At 53.7% G+C, this 23337-nt stretch carries 22 protein-coding genes; 13 read left to right on the top strand and 9 right to left on the bottom strand.

What is annotated here, in order from left to right; all coding sequences use genetic code 11:
* Positions 1–82: 82 nt before the first annotated feature.
* The 5 genes from DBR37_RS15140 to DBR37_RS15120 all read right to left on the bottom strand — a co-directional run bounded on the left by DBR37_RS15140 (position 83) and on the right by DBR37_RS15120 (position 5608).
* A complete protein-coding gene (locus tag DBR37_RS15140) occupies positions 83–2461 on the bottom strand; it encodes a TonB-dependent siderophore receptor (protein ID WP_158610260.1) in 2379 nt (792 codons plus the stop codon).
* 241 nt (positions 2462–2702) lie between these two features.
* Positions 2703–3740, bottom strand: coding sequence for a FecR domain-containing protein (locus DBR37_RS15135; RefSeq protein WP_124575304.1), 1038 nt, complete (start codon positions 3738–3740; stop codon positions 2703–2705).
* A 15-nt stretch (positions 3741–3755) separates the two neighbouring features.
* On the bottom strand, positions 3756–4274 hold the full coding sequence (locus DBR37_RS15130) for a sigma-70 family RNA polymerase sigma factor (RefSeq protein WP_124575303.1): 519 nt from the start codon (positions 4272–4274) through the stop codon (positions 3756–3758).
* Positions 4275–4450: 176 nt separating this feature from the next.
* Complete coding sequence (locus DBR37_RS15125) at positions 4451–4846, bottom strand: VOC family protein (protein WP_124575302.1); 396 nt, start codon at positions 4844–4846, stop codon at positions 4451–4453.
* Between the two features lie 18 nt (positions 4847–4864).
* Complete coding sequence (locus DBR37_RS15120) at positions 4865–5608, bottom strand: SDR family NAD(P)-dependent oxidoreductase (protein WP_124575301.1); 744 nt, start codon at positions 5606–5608, stop codon at positions 4865–4867.
* Between the two features lie 138 nt (positions 5609–5746).
* Here DBR37_RS15120 and DBR37_RS15115 point away from each other — a divergent pair, with 138 nt between their 5' ends.
* The 4 genes from DBR37_RS15115 (at position 5747) to DBR37_RS15100 (ending at position 9892) form a co-directional block, all read left to right on the top strand.
* A complete protein-coding gene (locus tag DBR37_RS15115) occupies positions 5747–6631 on the top strand; it encodes an AraC family transcriptional regulator (RefSeq protein ID WP_124575300.1) in 885 nt (294 codons plus the stop codon).
* Between the two features lie 478 nt (positions 6632–7109).
* On the top strand, positions 7110–7586 hold the full coding sequence (locus DBR37_RS15110) for a chemotaxis protein CheW (protein WP_124575299.1): 477 nt from the start codon (positions 7110–7112) through the stop codon (positions 7584–7586).
* Positions 7587–7695: 109 nt separating this feature from the next.
* Complete coding sequence (locus DBR37_RS17375; protein WP_124575298.1) at positions 7696–9396, top strand: methyl-accepting chemotaxis protein; 1701 nt, start codon at positions 7696–7698, stop codon at positions 9394–9396.
* Positions 9397–9547: 151 nt separating this feature from the next.
* Positions 9548–9892 carry a hypothetical protein gene (locus tag DBR37_RS15100; RefSeq protein WP_124575297.1) on the top strand — a complete coding sequence of 115 codons (345 nt, stop codon included), beginning with the start codon at positions 9548–9550 and terminating at the stop codon, positions 9890–9892.
* Between the two features lie 51 nt (positions 9893–9943).
* Here DBR37_RS15100 and DBR37_RS15095 read toward each other — a convergent pair whose 3' ends face one another.
* The 4 genes from DBR37_RS15095 to DBR37_RS15080 form a co-directional block, all read right to left on the bottom strand.
* A complete protein-coding gene (locus DBR37_RS15095; RefSeq protein WP_124575296.1) occupies positions 9944–10348 on the bottom strand; it encodes an aconitase X swivel domain-containing protein in 405 nt (134 codons plus the stop codon).
* Positions 10345–11580, bottom strand: a complete 1236-nt coding sequence (locus DBR37_RS15090) for an aconitase X catalytic domain-containing protein (RefSeq protein WP_124575295.1) — start codon at positions 11578–11580, stop codon at positions 10345–10347. Before DBR37_RS15090 ends, DBR37_RS15095 begins: the two co-directional genes overlap by 4 nt.
* Before the next feature lie 37 nt (positions 11581–11617).
* Positions 11618–12643, bottom strand: a complete 1026-nt coding sequence (locus tag DBR37_RS15085; RefSeq protein WP_124575294.1) for a tripartite tricarboxylate transporter substrate binding protein — start codon at positions 12641–12643, stop codon at positions 11618–11620.
* Between the two features lie 616 nt (positions 12644–13259).
* On the bottom strand, positions 13260–13610 hold the full coding sequence (locus DBR37_RS15080; RefSeq protein WP_124575293.1) for a hypothetical protein: 351 nt from the start codon (positions 13608–13610) through the stop codon (positions 13260–13262).
* A gap of 540 nt (positions 13611–14150) precedes the next feature.
* On the opposite strand from DBR37_RS15080, the gene DBR37_RS15075 reads away from it, so the two are divergent.
* The 9 genes from DBR37_RS15075 to DBR37_RS15035 all read left to right on the top strand — a co-directional run bounded on the left by DBR37_RS15075 (position 14151) and on the right by DBR37_RS15035 (position 23217).
* The gene (locus tag DBR37_RS15075) at positions 14151–15803 is read left to right on the top strand and encodes a ShlB/FhaC/HecB family hemolysin secretion/activation protein (RefSeq protein ID WP_124575292.1); all 1653 of its coding nucleotides are present in this window, start codon (positions 14151–14153) and stop codon (positions 15801–15803) included.
* An 82-nt stretch (positions 15804–15885) separates the two neighbouring features.
* On the top strand, positions 15886–17661 hold the full coding sequence (locus tag DBR37_RS15070) for a DUF2341 domain-containing protein (protein ID WP_124575291.1): 1776 nt from the start codon (positions 15886–15888) through the stop codon (positions 17659–17661).
* A 13-nt stretch (positions 17662–17674) separates the two neighbouring features.
* The gene (locus tag DBR37_RS15065; protein ID WP_012080231.1) at positions 17675–18085 is read left to right on the top strand and encodes a biopolymer transporter ExbD; all 411 of its coding nucleotides are present in this window, start codon (positions 17675–17677) and stop codon (positions 18083–18085) included.
* Positions 18086–18095: 10 nt separating this feature from the next.
* Positions 18096–18788, top strand: a complete 693-nt coding sequence (locus tag DBR37_RS15060) for an energy transducer TonB (RefSeq protein ID WP_124575290.1) — start codon at positions 18096–18098, stop codon at positions 18786–18788.
* 47 nt (positions 18789–18835) lie between these two features.
* The gene (locus DBR37_RS15055) at positions 18836–20623 is read left to right on the top strand and encodes a putative porin (RefSeq protein WP_124575421.1); all 1788 of its coding nucleotides are present in this window, start codon (positions 18836–18838) and stop codon (positions 20621–20623) included.
* Between the two features lie 11 nt (positions 20624–20634).
* Positions 20635–21312 (top strand): hypothetical protein, encoded by a 678-nt coding sequence (locus tag DBR37_RS15050; protein ID WP_124575289.1) that lies wholly within the window; start codon positions 20635–20637, stop codon positions 21310–21312.
* 75 nt (positions 21313–21387) lie between these two features.
* A complete protein-coding gene (locus DBR37_RS15045) occupies positions 21388–22299 on the top strand; it encodes a peptidylprolyl isomerase (protein ID WP_233588393.1) in 912 nt (303 codons plus the stop codon).
* 74 nt (positions 22300–22373) lie between these two features.
* Positions 22374–22892, top strand: a complete 519-nt coding sequence (locus DBR37_RS15040) for a YbjN domain-containing protein (protein WP_124575287.1) — start codon at positions 22374–22376, stop codon at positions 22890–22892.
* 61 nt (positions 22893–22953) lie between these two features.
* Positions 22954–23217, top strand: coding sequence for a hypothetical protein (locus tag DBR37_RS15035; protein ID WP_124575286.1), 264 nt, complete (start codon positions 22954–22956; stop codon positions 23215–23217).
* Positions 23218–23337: the final 120 nt, after the last annotated feature.

Raw genomic sequence — 23337 nt, 5'->3', positions numbered from 1 at the left:
GCGAACCGATTTGCGTCATGTTTTTAAAAAGCAATATTAGATAGCAAAATGGAAGTTTTGAATATCCCTGAAATCAGGTGCGTCACCATCGATAAGTCATAGTGGCAGCACCAGTTCTTCTGTAGCCGTATTTACAGGCGTCACCCGTATAGCCGCATGAAGCGATATACGTTTTGTCAAAGATATTGCTGACATTCAGAGCGACGTTCCAGCCCTTCCAGCCGGAACCGAGGCGTGCCAGGTCATAGTGCACAGCCATATCGCTTAATGTATATGCGGGAAGTAACTGCGTATTTGCGTCATTGAAATAACGTGTCCCAACGTATCGGACGCCCAGGGCGATCGCTAATCCGCTTAAGCCACCATCCGTCACTGTATATTGCAACCACCCGCTGGCAGTGGTTTGCGGGGTATCTCCAAGCCGATTGCCTTGCGTACCATCATTGTTCTGCGTCAGCTTTACTTTCCCATATGCGTAACTGGCAATGATGTCCCAGTTGCGAGCCAAACTGGCTTTGGCTTCCAGTTCAAATCCTTTTGATTGGACTTCACCCCGTTGACTTCTGAATCCCGGATTTGCCAGATCTGTGGTGGTAAGGTTTTGACGGGTCAGATCATAAATCGATGCAGTGATAGAGACACTGCTAGCGGTAGGTTGGTAGCGCAATCCTATTTCTTTTTGCTTGCCATTTTCAGGCTTGAATTGCGCGCCGCCAAAGGTCGTTCCGACTACTGGCATGAATGATTCGCTATAGCTGATATATGGTGCAAATCCCATGGGCGCGAGATACACCAGTCCGACCCTGCCTGTTGTTGCGCTGTCTTTCTGTCTGGTATTGCTGCCGTTGAGAAGATTATTGGTTTTTTGCTCAGTGGAGTCGTGACGAAGCCCCAGTGTTGCTACCCAGGTTTTGTCGATTTTGATCTGATCCTGAAGGTAGACGCCTGATTGTCGTAGATGTTGCGTTTGCTTGCCGGTCATCGGCAAGGCAGGTAAAGGCAAGCCATAAACAGGGTTGTAAAGGTTAAGGTCTGCAACCGCATTGTTCGGACTCAGGTAGCGAGTGAATTCATTGTCCATGTTTTGAAAATCGAAACCAAAAAGGGTGGTGTGTTCGACTTTCCCATGTTGCCAATTCAACTGTAGCTGGTTGTCAATCGATGCATTGGTGATGTGTTCCTGATTGCTGGAAGCTCTTCGACCTACCGTACGATTACCGGCGCGCAAGGAATTCATATAGATGTAGTTGGCATTGGTATCTATTTCTTGATAGCGCGCATTTTGTCGAAAGCTTAGCTGCTCATTGAAGCGATGTTCGAATAGATAGCCGATGGATTTGCGTTCCTGATTGTGTTTGTCAAAACCCGGCTCACCTAAAAATCGATTAGTCGGGATCTGGCCGTTTGCATTAGAAACGAGCGTGCCGATACGCGGTAGTGCCTGATATCCCTGGCCGCTGCGATTCATTTGATAATCGGCAAGCAGGGTCAATGAGGTGTCGGCATTGGGCTTCCAGGTAAGTGCCGGTGCAATATAGCTTCTATCATCATTCACATAATCGATGAAGGTGTCGCTTTCTCTCGCCAATGCAGTGAGGCGATAAGTCCATCGCCCATCTTCGCTAAGTTTCCCACTGAAGTCGCCTGCCAGCTGTTTTCGGCCATATGTTCCAAGCTGCATCTGAAGCTCCCGAAGGGTTTCTGCAGTGGGACGCTTCGTTACGTAGTTAACAATACCGCCCGCACCCCCTTGACCATACAGAATGGAAGAGGGGCCGCGCATTACTTCAATGCGTTCCAGACCATATGTTTCCATTACGGTCCCACCCTGATTATTGAAAGCGAAAGATCTCAATCCATCGCGATAAGACTCGCTGCCGTTCGAGCTTAAGCCACGTATAACAAGATTGTCTGATCGAGGATCTGGGCCATTGGAGTCAGCAATCACGCCAGCTGTATAGCGCAATGCTTCGCCCACTGTCTGGACATTTTGTGCATCCATTTGGTCGCGCGTGACGATGCTGATGGATTGCGGTATCTCAATGAGGGCGGTGTTAGTCTTGGTTCCTGTGTTAGCACGTGTGGCGACATAGCCGTGCATCGGACCGGCCGGATTTTCAAGGTGGGAGCCGGAAACTTGAATGGCAGGCAGCACTGCATCAATCTGAATAGCAGGGGTGTGTTGAGTCGATGGAAGCACTTGTAGTACATAGCCAGCTGCTGTTCGGCCTACCGCATATCCGGTTTGACGAAGGAGGTGGCTGAATCCTTCATCGACTGCATAGCTTCCTTGCAGTCCTTCGGTCTGAATGCCTTTCAGGATGCCCGCATCAAAGGAAATCGCTACTCCAGCCTGTTGTGCAAAGCGGCTGAGCGCTTCACTTAGCGGTCCAGCCGGAATGTTGTACTGTGCTTTGGCAGATTGAGCGCTCGCCGGAGAGGTGCAAATGACAGTAGCCATACTCGCGCAGATGAGGTGGATTGCAATGGTGATTTGGGTAAGTCGGTGACTGCTGGCAGTTCGTGCGTGTTGAGAATACATCCTACTTCCTTAGGTTACGGTTCGGGCCATGGATGGCAAACAAGGCGAGAACGGCAACTGGCTAGGGCAGATTGCTTGTTGCTTGGCGGTCCGTTTTTCGTCATTCATGGAAGACATGACGTACGAAACCGTAAAACACGAACTAAAAAGCAAAAAATAATTATTTGGCTGTTGGCGAAGCGAGGTCAGGATGAATATCGACAAATACCAGGTAGGGTGACATTGTTCTGATGCGCAGGGCCGGCAAGCTGTTTGCCAGAAGCTGAAGTGCCTGATCGGTGTTATCCAGAGGCAGCACGGCTCCCATCGTGATATGCGCCAGCGCTTTACGATCATAAAAAATTTGTCCTGGACGATGACGATTGATTTCATCCAGTATTTCGACGAGTGGACGGTTATGCGCCACCACCTGATGATTCTTCCATGCGGCTTCAATGCTATCGATTTCGATATTTTTGATATCACCGATGGATTGAGTCTCTATGCGTACCTGCTGGCCGGCGTGAAGGACAGTGCTGCTCTGACCACTGCGCTCGCGCTGCTCAGCAGTTCTGATCGCTACGGATGACTCCAGCATCGATACGACCGTTCCGTCTCTTTGCCTATCAACGATAAATCGCGTACCCAGTGCTCGAATGTCGCCATCCGGCGTCTCGACATAGAATGGCCTGCTGCTATCGGGCGCGACCTGGATCAGGACTTGGCCCTTGACAAGCGTCAGCAGTCGTCGATCCGTGTCGAACGCCAGATTGATCGCGCTGGTATTCTTCAACACGATGCGTGACCCGTCCGCAAGCGTGTGGTTGGCCCATTCTCCCGTCGTGCTGCGTATATCCGCAGTTAAATAGGATGGCGTGTACGTGTGTAAGGTCATCCAGCTTATTGCCGAGAACGCAGTAGCCAATACCAATGTGGCGACAATCAGCTTGCGACGCTTTCTTTTAACCGAGAGATTGCCAGCCCTCAAAGCAGCCTGGATTGGTGCGGCATTGCCTGCGGCTACAGACCGTACAGCCGTCAACCTTGTAATAACTTCCTGCATGCTTGCCGCCGCTGCCTCATGAAGCGGATTTATTGCTTTCCACTCATTGAATTCTGCTTGCGCCTGTTGACGTTCAGAGGGCGAGCCGTAACTCAGCCGCACAACCCAGCTAGCTGCTTCTTCCTGAATGTCGCCAGGAATTGAGGGGGTGGTCATGGCTGCTTCAACAATCTATTGCGAAATAATCGAATGGCACTTCACTAATGCCTGGGCCAGATATTTTTGCACCATGCGGACAGAGACGCCCAGTTGCTTTGAAATATCAGGCTGTGAACGTTCGTCAATGTAATGAAGAACAAATGCTTCCCGGACTTTCGGTGGCATATCTTCCAGGACATCCGAAAATTGCTTCAGTGCCTGGATTGCCATAAGAATCGATTCCGGGGTTGGTGCACAATCTGCGCTTTCCATAACAAGCGCTAACTCGGCCAGGTAAGCCTGTTCAATTTTCTGATGGCGTGTAAGGTCGATTAGCAAGCGGCTTGCTAGGGTGGTCAAAAAGGCGCGTGGTTCACGCAGTCCGGCCGTCGCGATCTGTCCTGCCAGCAGTTTGAGAAATGTTTCGTGGGCGAGATCGGCGGCCATATCGTGACAACCTAGTTTTCTGCGCAGCCATCCGTGCAACCATCCATGATGGTCGCTGTAGAGCGTTTTGACTGAGTCTAAACGAGGGTCGGAAGCCGCTGGCATATTAGGCACCTGAGCGGATTGGTTTCCGCAATTGAGAAGTGTTCTCAATTATATGCTTATCCATTACTAACTTGCAAAATAGTGTTATTGCCCAAGCGCGCCTTCAGCGGCAGCATATCGGGATGCCATGCGACCGGTGTAACCGGTCGCGCCGTAAATAAGTAAAGTGTCCATGCCTATACCTGCCAATTTTTGTATACGAATTCCAAGCTGTACCCATCAGGGTCCAGTACATTTGCTGCGTAATAACGCGGGTCATAGTGCAGCCTGAATCCAGGCTCGCCATTGTTGCTGCCACCCGATACCATGGCTGCCGCGTAGGCTTCATTGACGGCAGCTTCGCTGCGCGCGAGAAATCCGATGTGCGCGGCACGACCGTCCACTACACCTAGTCGTAACCAAAAGGACATGCGACCGTTAGCGCCAAATCCCTTGAGGTCCGGATGTCCGGGTGGTCCATCTTTGCCGTCGTAATCGAGTCGAGTCGTTACACCAAGTGGTGCAAGGACAGTCGTGTAAAACGCGACAGAGCGGTCAATATCGCTTACCGATAGGAATACATGGTCCAACATAAGGTTCTCCGTTCAGTATCAAATATTGAAGCCGCCAGCGACTTCGATGGTTTGTGCATTTATCCAGCCATTGTCTTCTGTTAAAAGACTGACGATTACCTTCGCTACTTCCTCTGGTTCTCCAACCCGCCCCAGAGCAGTTTGGGATGCCAAGAGAGTCTCGAATTCATCATTTAGCCCTCCGCCCAGCTCAGTTCGAATCGCGCCAGGAGAAACGGCATTAACGCGGATACGGCGTTCGCCAAATTCCTTTGCCATGTATCTGGTAAGCACATTCAAGCCCCCCTTAAAGGCGGCGTATGGTGCGACTCCAGAGAAAGCGACACGTGTAGTTGCGCTTGTTAGATTGACGATACTGGCGCCTTCCTTCATTAACGGCAACAGCTTTTGGGTAAGGAAGAATGGGCCTTTTAAGTGGACATTCATCAGTCCATCGAACTGTTCTTCCGTGACGCTCTCAATCAGATTGAATAGACCATAACCAGCGTTATTAACCAGACCGACAAGTTGCTTGCTGTTCCAAACAGTGTCCAGGCATTTTTCGACGTCATTACGAAACGCTAAAAATGAGTTTGTATCACTCACATCTAGCTTCAAAGCAACCGCCTTGCCGCCTAGGTCGTAAATCTGATTCACAATTTCGTCAGCCTTCGTTGACTGGCTGTTGTAGGTGAGGATGACACCCAATCCGCGACGAGCGCATTCCAGTGCCGTACTTGCTCCGATTCCACGGCTCCCGCCAGTGATGACAACAACGTTCATTAAGAGGCTCCGATAAGCTTTTATAAGAGCCTCTACGATATATATTGGCGTTGAGCTGGGCATGCCAATTCACGCCTTAAACCTGCCTAATCCTGCTTTTCGATTGCTTACTGTTTTTAGCTGATGTCTAATCGCAGCATGGATAATCAACTGAATGAGTTGCGTGCGTTAGCGGCACATGCGCAAAACCGACGTACCGAAACTGGCATTCCCCGTGTAGCGATGGCGCAAGGGAGCATCCCGGAACACGAGCTTGCAGCAGTCTACGACCCGATGATTAATCTCATTCTGCGAGGTAGTAAGTTAATGACTGTGGGTGGGCGAACCTTGCAGTATGACCCATCAACCTATTTTGTTATGTCGGTAGACCTCCCAGCTGCAGGTGTGGTTCGTCCAGCAGATAATGGTGACCCCTATCTCGCAGTAAGTCTGACCTTGGACTCGGGCATCATTGCGAATCTCCTTGCCGACCTGCCTAATACTGTAAAGAAGATTGATGATTCATCAGGGTTTTCTGTTGCCAGGGTGACGCCAGAACTGCTCGACGCATGGGTTCGTATGCTTCGACTGATGAACCATCCGAATGATATTGCGGCGCTGGCCCCCGCTTATGAACGTGAAATTCTCTATCGCGTTATAGAGGGGCCTATGGGATGGATGCTGCGTGACATTGCTCTGCCAGATACTGCTTTGGCTAAGGTTAATCTGGCCATTCAAATGATTCGCCGCGATTACGCCGAGCCCTTGCGTGTGGATGATTTGGCGGATAGTGCTGCTATGAGCATATCTGCATTTCATCGTCACTTTAAATCAGTCACGGCGCTAAGCCCGGTTCAATATCAAAAGCAAATTCGCCTGCTAAAAGCGCGCACTTTGCTCATTTCTGCAGGCTACAGTGTTACAGCAGCGGCCTATGAAGTCGGTTATCAGAGTTCGACCCAGTTCAGCAGAGAGTACTCCCGCCAGTTTGGGCAACCTCCGGCCAAAGACGCAGCGAGACTGGCTCAAACATTGAGGCCATAAACTACCAGCGGACTTTCAACCATCATTGCTGCATACCGAGCGGCTACAACTTATGCATTAGTCGCCTTCACCGGCGGACTATGATGTCCACCCGTAGTTCGGGCTGAAGCGCGTCCAGATAGACCGAGTTGCGAAGAATGGTCGATGGAATGCCTGGAGCAAGCACTGTAGGTTCGATAGCCATATCCACATCCTCTAAGCGGAAAGCGCGTTTGAATTACTTCTGCTTATACGTGCTGTGCCCAGGCCAAACTCGTCGCAGAACCTTGCCTGTCATGCGATTGACATGTCAGTAACATTGCCGAAAAGTAATATTTGAGTAAGCTTTTTAACGTATATTTACCCCTGATTTGTTGGCCGACAGATGCAACTTTTAATTTTTCAGATGGGCGTGACACGCGATTTTTGAAGTCGTTCGTGCGTCGCAAACGCTGAGGAGTTTTTACATCTACATCCAATTAGCGTTAGGGAATTATTCATGAAAAAGGAGCGAGCTATATCAGGCTCATCTGAAGTACTTATTTTTAAATTAGGCAATGAAGAGTACGGCATAGACATTCTCAACGTACAGGAAATCCGTGGCTATGATCCAGTCACAACCATAGCCAATAGTCCGGATTACATCAAAGGTGTTGTCAATCTGCGCGGAACCATCGTTCCCATCATAGATTTGCGTATCAAGCTGCAACTCGGGGCGCCTACATACGATGCCTTGACGGTTGTCATCATCCTCAACGTCGGCAGCAAGGTAATAGGCATGGTGGTCGACGGCGTATCAGACGTCACGACTTTTTCCGCAGATCAGATCAAGCCAGTCCCCGAGTTCGGCACGCTGTTCTCCAGTGATTACATCAGGGGCATGGGTGCCGTAGACGAGCGGATGGTGATATTGCTCGATATAGATCTGTTCATGGAAGCTGAGCAAATCTCAGTGCCGGACAAGATCGCAGCCTAGTACCCCCGCCTTACTACCCAAAGCAGGCATTAGCTAATGTGAGTGAACTCACATTGCTTGCGTTCGGCTGGGCAAATCATTTCAAACTGAAGCAAGGAAAAAGAACAATATGTTTAGCAATATGAAAGTGGGAACCAAGCTCATCATCGGATTTTTAAGCGTCTCGGTGCTCGGAGCCATCGTTGCCGGCATCGGTATTTACAACATGAGCAAGATCAATACCCTTGCTACCAAGATGTATGAAGTTGAGCTGTTGGGCGTGTCGGCGATCAAGGAAGCCAATATCAATCTGATTTACATTGGCCGCGCACGTGCCAACTTCCTGCTGTCTACCACGCAGGAAGACCGTAACACCAATCTGAACAACATTAAACGATACATGGTCGCTGCGGATGCGCAGATACAAAAAGCAAAGAATCTTTTCTACAGTGAAAAAGGCAAGGAAATTTTAGCCAAATACGAAACCATCGTAAAAGAATACGAGGCTCAGGTGTTTAAAGGGCTGGAACTTGGAGCAAAGGAAAAACTGCACGAACGTAGCAGTGAGTTGAGCGAGGTGCTGGTACAAACGCGCATCAGCGCCAATCTGCTGGATGAGATGCTGACTGAGTTGTCGAAACAAAAGGAAGCCAACGCGCAAATCGCATCCGCGCAATCCACAGTGTCCTATGAATCTGCATTGACCATGATGCTGGTACTGGTTGGATGTAGCGTGATTGCAGGTATCTCGCTGGGCTTGCTGATCACACGTAATATCAATAAGCAACTGGGTGGCGAGCCTGGCTATGCGGCAGAAATTGCGTCCCGTATCGCTGACGGCGACCTGACCGGCAACATTCAGCTCAAGGGCAATGACAAGAGCAGTCTCTTATTTGCAATGAAGACTATGCGCGACAGCCTGGTATCCATCGTCGGTAACGTACGGATCGGTACTGACACCATCGCGACGGCATCCAGCCAGATTGCAACCGGCAACCTGGATCTCTCGTCACGCACAGAAGAGCAAGCCAGCTCATTGGAAGAGACCGCTTCATCGATGGAAGAGCTGACCTCGACCGTGCGCCAGAACGTGGAAAACGCGCGGCAAGCGAATCAAATGGCGATGTCGGCGGCTGACGTCGCTTCCAAAGGCGGTGTGGTCGTTGCACAAGTCGTAGAAACCATGGGTGCTATCGATGCATCTGCCAAGAAGATCGTCGACATCATTGGCGTGATTGACGGCATAGCTTTCCAGACTAATATTCTGGCGTTGAACGCGGCAGTCGAAGCAGCGCGTGCTGGTGAACAGGGACGCGGTTTTGCAGTGGTCGCATCTGAAGTGCGCAGCCTGGCACATCGTTCGGCAAGTGCAGCTAAAGAAATCAAGCAATTGATCGGTGACTCGGTAGAGAAGGTCGATGCCGGTGGCAAGCTGGTGGCAGAAGCAGGTGCGACCATGGATGAAGTGGTCGGCAGCGTGCGCAAAGTAACCGACGTCATGTCCGAGATCATGGCGGCCAGCCAGGAACAGAGCGCGGGTATTGAGCAGGTAAACCAGGCTATCGGACAGATGGATCAGGTAACACAGCAAAATGCAGCGTTGGTGGAAGAGGCAGCGGCCGCAGCGGAATCACTGCAGGATCAGGCGGCCAATCTGGCACAGATCGTCAGCGTGTTCCGTCTGGAAGCAGGGCAGTCAGCATTAAGGCAGGCCGCGCCATCTATCGCCGCGCCGGCAGTGCAGTCTACATCCAAGCCTAAATTGCTGCCTGTTAAAACCGCAGCGAATAGCCCGTCTATGCAAGCCAGCAAGGATTGGGAAGAGTTTTAAGCGGATGTGATAGCTTAACTGAATGTTGTATATGGGCTCTCCAGAAATTCTGCAGGGCCCATTTTTATTTGCAGTCTTCTTGGTTGCAGCAGGGTCGGGTCGCAATGTCGGCTGATGTACAGGTGCAAACACAGTTATCCGTGATGCATCCGTGGCCCTGGATTCGAACCGCAATTGCCGTGCTACCGTCGATATCCATCAACTGATGTCGGAAAACCTCAGCTTCCGCCTGAACGGTATGTATGAAGATTCGGACAGCTATCGCAATGGCGTATCGATTAAGCGTAAAGGCATCGATCTGACCGTGTTGATGCGCATCGCGCCTAACACCCATGTAACGTTGGGCTATAAGTACTTTGAAGATGACCGTATCGCTGGTCGCGGTATTACGCCATTCAAGGGCACACCTGTACGCACTGATCCATCGACCTTCTTCGGAAATGCCGCCGGCAGTCCGTCAACAGCGCGTCAAGGACACGCTGCAACTACACAGTGATTCTGCAATCGGGACCACTGTGCAGGTGGATTTTCAGCAGACCGGTTCTGCTTAAGCCAGTACCTTTAATGACTTGCGCAGAGGGTCGATTTCTACCGTCGCACCATTTGGAATGGTCGCGGTGACATCGACATCAAAGCCAGCCAGCATGGTCAGGCCACCAAAGGCCGCACCTTGCACCAGGATGGGATTGACCGTGTTGAAGACGATGGCCAGCGGCATTTTGTTGCGCGAAGCCATCTCGTGCAGCATCCAGGCACTGGCGACGCCGCCCTTGGCCGTATCCAGCACCAGGATCTTGCCGACATAGGACAAGCCGGCTAGTTTGTGCGCCGGACGCGAGAAGGTACCGTTGATGCGATCCAGGTCATAGCGCGCCGAGAAGCCATCATTGGCGACCAATGTCGCACCGCTTACTTTTTCACCGATCGCGTGACGCGCGATGAGTTCTATCATTTCAATTTCCCGGTTACTGCTGCGTCTATGCAGCGTTGCATCGAGGCGAGCATAGGCACATAACCATAGCCGCCGAGGATGTTGACCAGCTTCGCGCTATTCGTCGCGAGGCGTTTCCAGCCGTTGGCATCAGCCATTTCGCGTGCGTACGACTGGTAGAAGCACATGCCGGACAAGACTTGCCCGCCTGCCGCTTCGATGCGCGCGGTGAAGCCCATGCGATCTGCATCCGGTTTGACTTGCGGACTGGTCACTGCCAGCATCGGTTTGATGAATTGCTTGCCGTCGCATAGCTTGGCGATCTCGCGCAACTCGTACAGGCTGAGTTGCGGCGCGGAAAACACGACGACGTCGATTTCATCTGTCACCGCATAAGCAGTTTGCAACGCCTTGACTTCAGCTTCGCCGACGCGATGTGCGACCGGCAACTTATCGCCGCCTACATCTTCGAGTCGGTAGGCTTCCGGTGTAATGCCAACCAGATGGTAGAGCGCGCTGGAGCCGAAGCTGGCCATTGCCGCGCCAAAGTGTTTGAGCTGATCCGAAGTTGGTGCACCTTCCAGCCCTTCGACGACGGGCACAGTCCAGTAGTTGGCCGACAAGCGTCCGATCACTCCACCGAGCGCACCCCAGTCGTTCAGGGTTTGCGGCGTCCAGTTCACGCGTATGCGCAGTGTTGCCTGGCGTTGACTATCCAGATGGAAGCCATAGCGTGGCGTGCGACCGGTCAGGCCGGCGGCGAGGGCGGACGGGCCGCCTTCAAAATTGGAGCGTGCACCGCATACCGAGTTCGAATAAATCACCACGCCGGTATCGCCGAAGGCGACGTGTTCGCCGCGTGTCGGTGCAGCGATGGTCTGATAGTTGATGCAGGTATCCGTCATTGAGACGCCGAGTTTGACGAAAGCATCGATCGCACGTTGTTCGAGATCCAGCATCCAGCCGTCCTGCTTGAGTACCGATGATTTGGCAAAGTCGGTACCGCGCGGATCGGTGATGGTCGGTATTCTGACCTGGCGTTGACCTTCGGTGATCTCGCCCAGTTTCTCCAGCCAGATCACACCGGCCTGGCCGAGACTTTCTGTATCGGCCATGATGTGCGCCTGGCTCACCGGGACGAAGTCTTGCGCGCCAAAGAAATCGCCGACAGCGATCTGGTGTTGCAAGGCTAGTTGCGGCACACGTCCCTGTTCACCTGCCAGGATGGATTTTTCTTCTGCATTCAGTTTCATTCAGTACTTTCTTTGCTACTTGCGTTTGCTATATCACTCAGTCGATCTGTGCGCCAGACTCGTGTACTGCCTTGCCCCATTTTTCCAATTCGTTGCGCCCGAATTTGGCATACGGGCCAGGTGGAATAGAAACAGGTGTTACACCCAGGCTGCTGAGGCGGTCACGGAAGGATGCAGAAGCGACGATCTCGGCGATGTTTTTGCTGAGCTGGCTGGCAATCGATGCTGGCAGATTGGCTGGCGCGTAAATCGCCCACCATGCTTCTGCTTCAAATTGCTTGTAGCCGGATTCCGCTACGGTCGGCACTTGTGGCAATACAGGTGAACGTTGTGCACCGCTGATGGCGAGTACGCGCAGCTTGCCGGACTGGATATGCGGCAAGACCGATTGCACCGGATCGAACATGACTTCGATTTGTTGTCCCAACAAGTCGGTTACGGCTGGTGCGCTGCCACGATAAGGAATATGTGCGAATTTAATACCTGCTGCGGTCGAGAACATTTCACCCGTCAAGTGTCCGGGCGTACCGTTACCCGCCGAGCCGAAGGTGATGCCGGCAGGTTTCTTCTTGGCCGCAGCGACCAGTTCACCCAGCGTCTGGTACGGCGATTTCGCATTGACGACAATAGCGACAGGTGCTGCCGCGACGACGCCCAATGGGGTGAAGTCAACCGCAGGATCGTATGACAATTTTTTGTACAAGGCGGCATTGATGGCCTGCGTGCCGACGGTGCCGACCAGCAGGGTATAGCCATCCGCTGGCGACTTCGCTACCGAGTCCGCTGCTATCGCGCCACCTGCGCCGCCTTTGTTTTCAATGACGACGGTTTGTTTCAGTTGCACCGACAGGTCATGCGCAAGAGGACGGGCCACGATATCGGTAGGCCCACCAGCCGGGAAGGGGACGACCAGTTTAATCAGACGATCCGGATAAGTATCGGCAGGCGCAGCCAGTGCCATCGTGCCGACGACAAGTGCACTGATGCCGGCGATGGCATGCAGGAAGAAACGTTTGTTGAATGGTGCAATAAGCGGTGTGGCGAATCTGGAACTGAGAGTCATGAGCGTATCCTGTGATTGATAGTTAACAGGCAGCTATTCGTCGACATGCAGATTGTGTCCGTCATGTCGTCCACATAAGACGGCGGATTTTCCATCGGCTACCCTGACGTGAGTGCCGGATAAAACTGATCAGAACCCGACTGCTGAGAGTAAGGCCGATAGCGTTAGCATGGAGCAGGCTATGTGTCTTCTGGTGGAGCTGCCATACCTTGATTCATCATTTGCTTGTAAGCTAATGAGCGATGAACAGATAAGGAAGCGCAATGATCACATTAGCTTTGCATATGCAAAACGAATCTTTTCGCATGTCGATATTTGAAAAATAAATACGTGCAGACTAACAGTCGTGGCGTGCAGATCAACGCAAGAATTGCGTTACAGGATGCATAAGCTTATTGGAAAGACTTCGTTGTAAAGCGCGATATGCACCTGTAATCTGGCGACATTGTTTAACGGGGTTACGTCAGTGATGTCGTGAACATATGCATGACCATACCGGAGCCGGCGGTTCGAAAATATACCGGTACCAATTCCAGAAGGTGATGATGGCCGCCACCTTTCAATGACTGAACCAGCTTCAGTATCAGGCAGCACTTTTTATATTTACATCTTTAGCTTATGGCTTCTCAGGCGGGCGCTGCGGATACACCGAGGTGCCGAAGGTATTGCCCATGCGATTGCTGGTCGCAGCGCGGTTGAATACACCCAGTTGATTTGATGGACGCTGGATAATGGCTTCTGATCCCATTTGAGGTGCGTTTGGATTGGTAGGCGTTATTTTCGGCTGCAGCTTCTGACTTAGGCAGTTATACGATGGTGTGCGTACGCCATCGACTTCCACTTCGACGCAAGCCAACTCGGCTTTACCCGCTTTGCTTGCAGGAACGGCGGCAGGTTCTGCTGCATGCAGCCAGCCTGCAGTGAATAATCCGATAGCTGCCAGCGATAGTAATGGGTATGTGCGCATGGTCTTTTCTTTCTATCCTGTGCTGCGTGGACGAAGGTGTGTTTGCGCATGCTAGCAAATCCATATGTCGTGTCGGTGACACGACTATCTCCGATTTTTGAAATCCAGATGCCCTATGACTGTCACGGCATAGTCATATTCCGACGTTATCTTTCTGTTTGTACGTTTCTATCTCCGCTGCGATGGTGCGAGACCGGTATCTCTACCGCCGACTATTGCCTTCTGTTTTTAGCCTCTGACTTTACCAGGGCGTAAACGCCTTTAAATCTGCGCTGTCCGTCGCAGCGCCACCTCCCGTCGAAACCCAGCGTCTCATTGTCATCGATATATGACAGCGCGATGACTTCAGATGAGTGCGGACAGTCTTGCATCTTCTTTGTCACGAAAAAGAATTATGAACATTTGATGACAAACGACAGTTGTTGCAAGTGTCAACCGTCTAGGCATCAGTACACAGACATGACGGCCCTGCAAAGCACGCGCTAGCAATCGATGCAGGGAAGTAAAGACAAGTTTGATTTTAGGGATTGAGTTCAACACATGTGTGACGTGAAGAAAAACCGGAATGAACAGCCACTCCGACTGAAGGCAATTTGCCTGGCTGTGCTGGCGCTGGGTTTGCATGGCGCGGTCATGGCGCAGTCGGTGGGTACGACAGATGCGGCAGCAAGCGAAGCGGCTGCTTCTGACGCTGACAACGCACCCAGGGTAGATATCAACGAATACATCGTACGTGGCAACAGCGTGCTGGATGCACGCACCATTGAGTTGGCAGTCACGCCTTACCTCGGCCCCAAGCGCACGATGAAGGATGTCGAAAATGCACGCGATGCCTTGTTGTCGGCTTATAACGCCCGCGGTTACCAATCGGTGTATGTCGATTTGCCGGAGCAGCAGGTAACTGGCGGTGTGGTCTATCTGCAGGTCAATGAAACCAAGGTCGGTCGTGTGCGCGTCGTCGGTGCGCAATACAACTCGCCGCTGGAAGTACGTGAACAGGTGCCTGCGCTGCAGGAAGGCAAAGTGCCTGACTTCAATCTGGCACAAGCCCAACTGACTACATTGAACCGCAGCGCCAAGCGTCAGGTCATGCCCTTGGTCAAGCAGGGCGCTTTGCCCGGCACCATGGATGTTGATTTGAAAGTGGACGACAGCAGCCCATGGCGCGCCAGTGCTGGCCTGAACAACGATTACAGCGCCGATACCAAGGAATTGCGTGCCACTGCGTCCATCGGTCACGACAACCTGTGGCAGCTCGGACATAGTGCTTCGCTGAGTTTTTTCGGTACGCCGCAAGACCTGAATCAGACCAAAGTGTGGTCGGGTTCCTATACCGCGCCGCTGCGAAACAGCAACTGGACGCTGGATGCGTCCGGCTATAAATCGGACAGCACGGTCTCTACCGTTGGCGGCACCACCGTGCTCGGTAAAGGTTATGCGGTCGGCTTCAAGGCGACTTATACCGTACCGAACACCGGTAACTGGTGGCACACCATGAGCGTCGGCGTGGACTTCAAAAACAATGAAGAAGCTCTGCAACTAGGCGGAAGCGGCGACAAGGTGCCTTTGAAATATGCACCGATCACGCTTGGTTATATGGGCTTTGTGCAAAACGAGCGTAGCCAGTACAGCATCGGCCTGACGATGTTGGCCGGTACCCGCAGCCTGTTTGGTTACGGCAGCGATGAGAAAGCATTCCGCTACAAACGTTATGAAGCCAAACCTAACTTCATGGTGCTCAAAGCCGACCTGAATGGCTCGTACAACTTTGAGAATGACGCGCAGATCGGCTTCCGTTTCGCTGGTCAGCTGACCGATTCGCCGCTGGTATCCGGTGAACAGATTGCTGCCGGCGGCATGAATTCGGTACGCGGTTACCTGTCAGCAGAAACCACTGGCGACTACGGTGTGGTCGGCTCGCTGGAACTGCGCAGCAAATCTCTGACTTACCTCAATCCCTGGGTCGAAAACTGGCGTGTCTATGCATTTGGCGATGCGTCCAGACTGAAGCTGCGCGATCCGCTGATCGAACAGCAAGACCTTTTCACGCTGGCATCGGTGGGTATCGGTACCAGCTTCCGCCTCGGCGAACAAGTCAGCGGACGAGTCGATGTCGGCTATCCGTTGAAGTCAGGACCGCGCACCGAGAAGCACGATACGCGCGTGAACTTTAGTCTCAATGCCAGTTATTGAGCGAGATTTATTGATAGCTCTTTTTCAAACAAGCAGCGCACATCCCTTTTATTTTTAGACGAGTTTTCGGAGAACTACTGTTATGCGACGCATTCTTTTACTTACGCTCACCATGCTGAGCACGCTCTTGCCCAACCTGGCACACGCCTGGTGGCAACCTGACTGGGCTTACCGCAAGCCGATCACCGTCGACGCGGGTCCGCAAGGCGGCGCTTTGGGTGGCGACGCTGGTCGCACACCAGTATTGGTGCGCCTGCATACCGGTAACTTCAGCTTTGAAGGCGTCAGCGACACCGGTGCCGACCTGCGCTTTGTGGCAGGCGACGACAAGACTGTGCTGAACCATCAGATCGAACAATTCGATCCTTTGCTCGGCATCGCACTGGTGTGGGTAGATATGCCTGCATTGCCAGCGGGTGCGCCACAGCAAGTCTGGATGTACTACGGTAACCCGAAGGCACCGGCATCCGGCAATGGCCAGCGTACTTTCGATCCTGACTACACACTGGTGTATCACTTTGCGGAAGCAGCAACCCCACCGCGCGATACCACTGCTTACGGCAACAATGCACAAACCGCAGTCGTCAGCATAGACGGTACTGTCATTGGCAAGGGCGCGAAACTGAGCGGCACACCATTGATGCTGCCAGCTGCACCATCGCTGACGCAGGAAGCAGGCGGCGCGTTTACCTTCTCGGTCTGGGTACGTCCGGAACAGCTGGGCGCACAGCAAGTGATCTATGCACGTCGCGACGGCGGCCGTGAATTCCTGCTTGGTATCGATCAGGGTGTGCCTTTCGTTCAGGTCAATGGTCAGCGCAGCAAACCAGGTCAGCCTATCCAGGCCGGGCTATGGTCGCACCTGGCAGTGACAGCTGATGGCAAAAACGTCACGCTGCACGTCGGTGGCCGTGCTAGCGCATCGCTGGAAGCCAGCATGCCGGCATTGAATACCGCAGCAGCCATCGGTGCAGATACCACACCACAATCGGCAGCGATGACCCCGTTCATAGGCGCGATTGATGAAGTGCGCCTGTCCAAGGTGGCACGCAGCGATACCGTGTTGCTGGCTGACGCCGTGTCGCAAGGTGCGGAATCGCGCCTGGCAGTATTTGGCAGCGATGAACAACAGGCAGGCAAGAGCCACTTTGGTTACATCCTGGCAGCGATGCCGCTGGATGCGTGGCTGGTGGTGATCATTCTGGGTGTGATGATGGTGTTGTCGTGGGCCATCATGATCAGCAAAGGTCGTAACTACGCTGCGATCTCGCGTGCCAATGCTGTTTTCATGGATCACTTCCGTGAAACCGCAGGTGCACCGCTCGATCAATTGGCTAACAGCAGCAAATTGCCGCAAGACGTGAAAGCCGATTCGTCGCTGTGGCGTCTGTACAAGGTTGCGGTGGATGAAATGCGCCGTCGCCATGATCGTGGCTATGACCTCAATGCCGTATCGAATGCAACCATCAGCGCGATCCGTGCAGCAATGGACGGCGTGATGGTGCGTGAAAACGAACGTATGTCGCACCGCATGAACTGGTTGTCGACCGCGATTGAAGGTGCGCCTTACGTAGGTCTGTTCGGTACCGTCATCGGCATCATGCTGGTGTTCGTGGTGGCAGCGATGGCTGGCGCAGTGGACATCAACTCGGTGGCACCAGGTATGGCGGCAGCGCTGTTGTGTACTGCGGCTGGCCTGGGCGTCGCGATTCCTGCGCTGTTTGGCTACAACTGGCTGGCTTCGCGTTCCGATGCGATCGGCGCCGACATGGCGGTATTCGTCGACGAATTTGCTACCCGCCTGGCTGAAGAGCAGGGCGAAGGCCGTCAAGCTCGCGCTACCCTGCGCCAGGCTTGAGGAGCAGATAACTATGGCAAACGCAGCCAAATTCGGCACAAAAAAACGTGCCGGCGGCATCAACATCACGCCTTTTGTTGACGTGCTGCTGGTGGTGTTGGTGATCTTTATCCTGACCAGCAATGCCAGCATCCCTGGCATCAAGGTTGACTTGCCGAAGGCGAGTTCATCGGTAGCACTGGAAAAACCGAAGACCAAAGCTATCACCATCGATAACGCAGGTCAGGTATTCCTCGATGCATTTCCGGTGACCTTGCCGGAACTCGAAGAACGCCTGCGTACCGAGAAAGCACTGACACCGGATTTCCCGGTGATCGTGCGCGGTGATGCATCGGTGCAGTACGCGAAGGTAGTGGAGGTATTGGATCTGCTACGTCGCATCGAGCTCAACCAGATCGGCCTCGTGACCGGTAAAGCGGCTTAAGGGGGCTAACGTGAATCGCCTTCATTTAAGTTCTCACCGAAGCTCGCGGACTGCCGATTTATGGCGCCGCTGGGGCGGTTATGCGATAGGCGGATTCATTCTGGTCGTGCTGGTAGCGGTCGTCTGGTATCTGGTGTCGGGTACGGCGAGCACCAAGCGTGAGGTGGCTGCCACCCCGATGCTGATGTTGCCGCCACCGCCGCCGCCGCCACCAGAGCCGGAGAAGTTGCCGGAACCGGAGCCGGAGAAGGTACAGCCGGAAGCACCGCCTGAACCGACCACCAATCCGCAGGAAGCACCTGCCGACTCGCCGACTCCTGCACCGGATGCTGGCGACCCGGTAACGATAGACGGTGCGGCGCAAGCGGGTACTGATTCCTTCGGCATTGCTGCCGGACGTGGCGGTGGCTCGACGGGGGGCGGTGGCGGCATGGGTTCGTATGCCGGTTACATCGGGAATGCAGTGCAACAGGCATTCGCCCGTGATCCGCGTACCCGCACGCTGGCCTTCCAGGAAATCCGCATCAACCTCTGGCTGGATGCAGACGGTAAAGCAACGCGGGCGGAACTTGTACAAAGCACGGGTAATACGCAAATCGATGAGGCGGTGCTGGCGATGGTGCGTGATTTCCGCAGTGATGTACGACCACCTGCGACCCAACGTTTCCCGGCACGCATGACGATCAAGGGGCGTCGTCCATGACGAAGCCTGACAACCATTCCATTTCATTTCAATTGGTGAAAGAAAGCATGAATTATTTATCTAATCCACGGGGCCGCAGCCTCCCGGCACGCAAATCCGTGCAGAACCTGGCGATTGCTTCGGCCGTTGCCCTGCTGATGGCGACTGGCGCGGCGCATGCACAAACCGCAGCACCGGCCGAAAGCGCGATGGTCAAGCTGATCCGTGGCCTGATTCAGAGCGGTACTTTGAACAAAGATGTCGGCGAAGCCTTGCTGGCACAGGCGCAAACCGAAGCGATGGCAGCGCAGCAGGCACAACGCCAGGTTGCTGCAGCTACGGCAGCCGCCGCGCCGGTGGCAGGTACTGCGGCGATGCGTCCGGAAGCGGGTGATGTACGCGTACCGTATATCTCGCAAACCGTACGTGACCAGATCCGTGATGAAGTCAAAGGCCAGGTCATGGCACAAGCCCGTACCGAAGGCTGGGCAGCACCGAATGAAACACCGGAATGGACCAAGCGCATCCGTATCGAAGGCGATATGCGTTTGCGTAATGAATCACGCTACTACGGTCGTTATAACGACAACCTGAATCTGGCAGACTACGCGGCGATTAATGCAGGCAGTCCGTATGACGTAAATACCAATACCACTGCCGGTTTGCCACCGATGCTGAATACGCGTCAGGACCGCAAAAATCTCTGGCGTGTGCGCGCCCGCTTTGGTGTGATTGCTGAGATCTCGGATACCACCAGCGCCGGTGTGCGTCTGGCAACGGGTAGCGATGACAATCCGGTTTCCACAACCCAGACCCTGGGCGGTGGTCTGAACAAGAAAAACATCTGGCTGGATCAGGCCTGGATTTCGAACCGTCCGACAGACTGGCTGAAGATCACCGGTGGTCGTTTCGGTAATCCGTTCGTCTCGACCGACATGTTGTTCTCGAACGACTTGAACTTTGACGGTGTGGCTGCGCAATTCGACAAAAAACTCGGCAATGAAGCGTTATCAATGTTCGGTACGCTGGGTATTATTCCGCTGGAATATTCATCCGATAGCGCACCGAAGAATAGCGCCGACAAGATGCGCAGTGAAACCAAATGGCTGCTTGGGGCGCAAGTAGGCGCGAACTGGAAACTGGATTCGACCAATCGCCTGCGTGGTACGGTTGCTTACTATAGCTTCCAGAACATTACCGGCAAGCTGTCTGATCCATGTGCTCTGTATGCCGGTGCAACCGCCTGTAACACTGACTGGTCGCGTCCTGCCTATATGCAAAAGGGTAATACCCTGATGCTGTTGCGCAATATCGCACTCAATCCGGCTGGTCCTGCGAATACACCGTTGCCGCAATACATGGGCCTGGCTTCCAAGTTTCAGTTGCTGGACTTGAATGCACGTTGGGAAACCAAGGTGCTGGGTGACTATGGCTTGCGTCTGGACGCCAACTACATCCGCAATCTTGCCTATGATGAAGATGAAATGTTCCGACGCGCAGGCGGCGGTATCTTCAACAACTACGACTCGACCGGTAACAATACGCGTGCCAACTTCCAGAGCGGAGGCAATGCCTACATGGTGCAGGCGACCCTGGGTAAATCAAATCCGGTCGTACGCGGCGAATGGAATGTGTCGGCCGGTTACAAGTATATCGAACCGGATGCCTTGCCTGACGCTTACAACGATTCGTCCTTCCACCTGGGTGGTACCAATGCACGTGGTTACACGCTCAGCGGTACCTACGCCGTCGACAAAAACACTACTCTGAGTGGTCGCTGGTTGTCGAGCAAATCCATCTATAGCTCGCCATTTGCTATCGACGTGATGCAGCTTGAGCTGAACACACGCTTCTAAACGAGGACCCTATGTCACTACACATCCTCCCTGGCCGCGCACGTATTGCCACCTTGCGACCTTTGGCTACTGCCATCGTCGTGATGCTGGCCAGCGCTGCGGCACAGGCACAAAACCAAAGCATGGAAGAACGACTGCGTGCGCAATTGCGGATTACCACCACGCAGTTGCAACAGGCGCAGAACGAGCTGGCGGCATTCAAGGGTGGCGCAGCCGCGCCATCGACTCCGGCAGATATTGAAAAGGTCAAAAAGGACCTGAGCAATAGCCAGGCGGCAGAACGCAAGGCCCGTGAGCAACTCAGCGGCGTCAAACAGCAGAATCAGGCCGCACTGGACAAAGCTCATGCGCAGATCGCCCAGTATCGTGGTGCTTATGACGAGTTGCTGAAGCTGGCACGTGCATCCGAAGCCGAACGTCAGCGCCTGGCGCTCGACACCAGCACGCAAGCCAGGGCTGTGTCGCAATGTGAAGCGAAGAATGCACAGCTGTATGCAGTCGGCCAGGAAATCCTGCAAGCCTATGAATCGGTGGACATGGCGACCGTGATGAGCGCACGTCAGCCATTTGCAGCGCAAAGCCGTGTCAAGCTGGATCAGATTGCACAGCAGTACGGCGATAAATTGTATGAAGGTCGTTTCGATGCACGCAGCAGCAATACAGCAGTGGAGCAAGCACGCAGTCAGTAATGCCCGTGTCATCTCGTACAGGCACACTGTGTCTGTACGAATTCACAGTAAAGGAAACGAAAAATGAAATCGAATATGAATAAAATTTTGCCGGTTGCACGTACTGCTGTCGGCGTCTTGCTGGCATCCGTCATGGGTATGTCGGTTGCGCAATCGGCAGCACCGGACAAAGTCGTTGCCAGCGCAGGCAGCGTCACCATCGGTCAGAACGAAATTACCCGTTTGTTGCAGGGTATGCCGGAAGCAGAGCGTAGCGCCATTAAAAACAACCGTGCCGGTGTAGAGAACTGGTTGCGTCAGCGTGTCGCCAGCGAATCCTTGCTGCGTGAAGCACAGTCCAAAGGCTGGGGCGAACGCCCTGACGTCAAGGCCAAGGTCGATGCAGCGGTGCGTGAAGTTACCGCGCGTATCGTCAGCACCGCTTATCTGGAATCGGTTGCCCAGGTACCTGCGACCTACCCATCCGATGCAGAAGTAAAAGCAGCGTACGAACAAGGCAAGGCCAACTTCAATTTACCGGCTACCTATCGCGTCGCGCAAATCTACCTGGCCAGCAATGGTGGCGATGCAGCGGCAACAAGCAAACTGCGTGATGAAGCAAAAAAACTGGCAACCCAGGCACGCGGTGGTGATTTCGCCGCACTGGCACGTAGCCGCTCGCAAGATCCGCGCAGCGCTGAGCGTGGCGGTGAAGTCGGCATGCTGCCACTGGAACAGATGCTGCCTGAGGTACGTGAGGCCGTGGCTAAGCTGAAAACAGGCCAGGTCAGCGAACCGGTGCAATCGGCCAGCGGCTTCCACATCGTCAAGTTGCTGGAAACCCAGCCTGCACGTACAGCGACGCTGGAAGAAATCAAGCCACGCCTGCAAACCGCCTTGCGCGATCAGCGTCAGCAGCAATTGGTACAGGCACATATGGCCGGACTGGTACCTGCCGGCAGCCTGAAGATAGACAGCGCAGCACTGGATGCAGCCTTGCAGAAATAAATGCAGTAGCCGGAACCCGCATGGTGCGTGACTTCCGGCGCGCACACTTACCCTTTTAATGATCAGGAAATAATATGAGCAAATCTACTAACGCAGCAGCTGCAGCAACTACGCCAGCAATTGAGTTGTTGAACACCGTCAATGCAGAACAAGTCTCGGACGCCATCAAGGAAGCCGGTTGCGCAGTCACCACTACCGAGCAAGACGGTACTACCTGGTTGCATAGCGCCAGTCACGGTATCGGCTTCCAGGTTCTGTGGGGCAATGCAGTCACACCAGGTCAGTACGCTGACTTCACCCTGAGCTGCCCGTTGCGCGTGCAAGGCGGCGTATTGCCGGAAGGTGTGCTGACCGAATGGCACCGCACTAAACGTTTCGCACGCGTGGCTTTGCATGGCGATTTCGTTGTGCTGGAAATGGACGTGATGGTAGCTGGTGGCGTCGCACCTGCGCACCTCGCAGTGTCCTTGCAGCTGTGGACGCAGATGATGGGACAGTTCTTCCTGCACCTGCGTAATTACAAACCGGAATCCGTCGCAGCTGCAGCAGCAGAAGCCGATGTTGCAAAAGCGGATGAATCGGTAGCCGCCTGAGTTTGAATACAGGCAGACCATCGGTCCCGCATAGCGGGATCGATATGAATAAGGAATCGCTATGCCGACACATGAAGAGTCGCATGACGTCCACCTGCAGCAACTGACGGCCGCAGACCGTCAGGTCAGGCGGACACGCCGTGCTGAAGCAGTACGCCAGCGCCAGCGCGTGGCTTTATTGAATTTGATGGCTGCGTCGATGGCCGAATTTGGCATCTCCCACGCAGAACTGGTGGCGGCACGTCGCGCCATCGGTGATCGCGGCGGCAACAGGGCACCGGAATCCGAAACGCAGGACTTGCACGAAGGTGAGCCGGACGACTGACAGTTCAAGGTTGACAAGAGTAAACCTTCTGTCACGGCAAGGTCATATTGCTTGGGTACGATGCGCAGGCTGCTTGAGGTGCTGAAGCAGCCCTTAGTCTGGATCGCACATCTCATCCAT

The sequence above is a fragment of the Herminiimonas sp. KBW02 genome (assembly GCF_003852535.1).
In the GTDB taxonomy this organism is placed as follows: Bacteria; Pseudomonadota; Gammaproteobacteria; order Burkholderiales; family Burkholderiaceae_D; genus Oxalicibacterium.
Note: the sequence above shows the minus strand (reverse complement) of the source record. Positions and strands in the feature narration are given on the sequence as shown.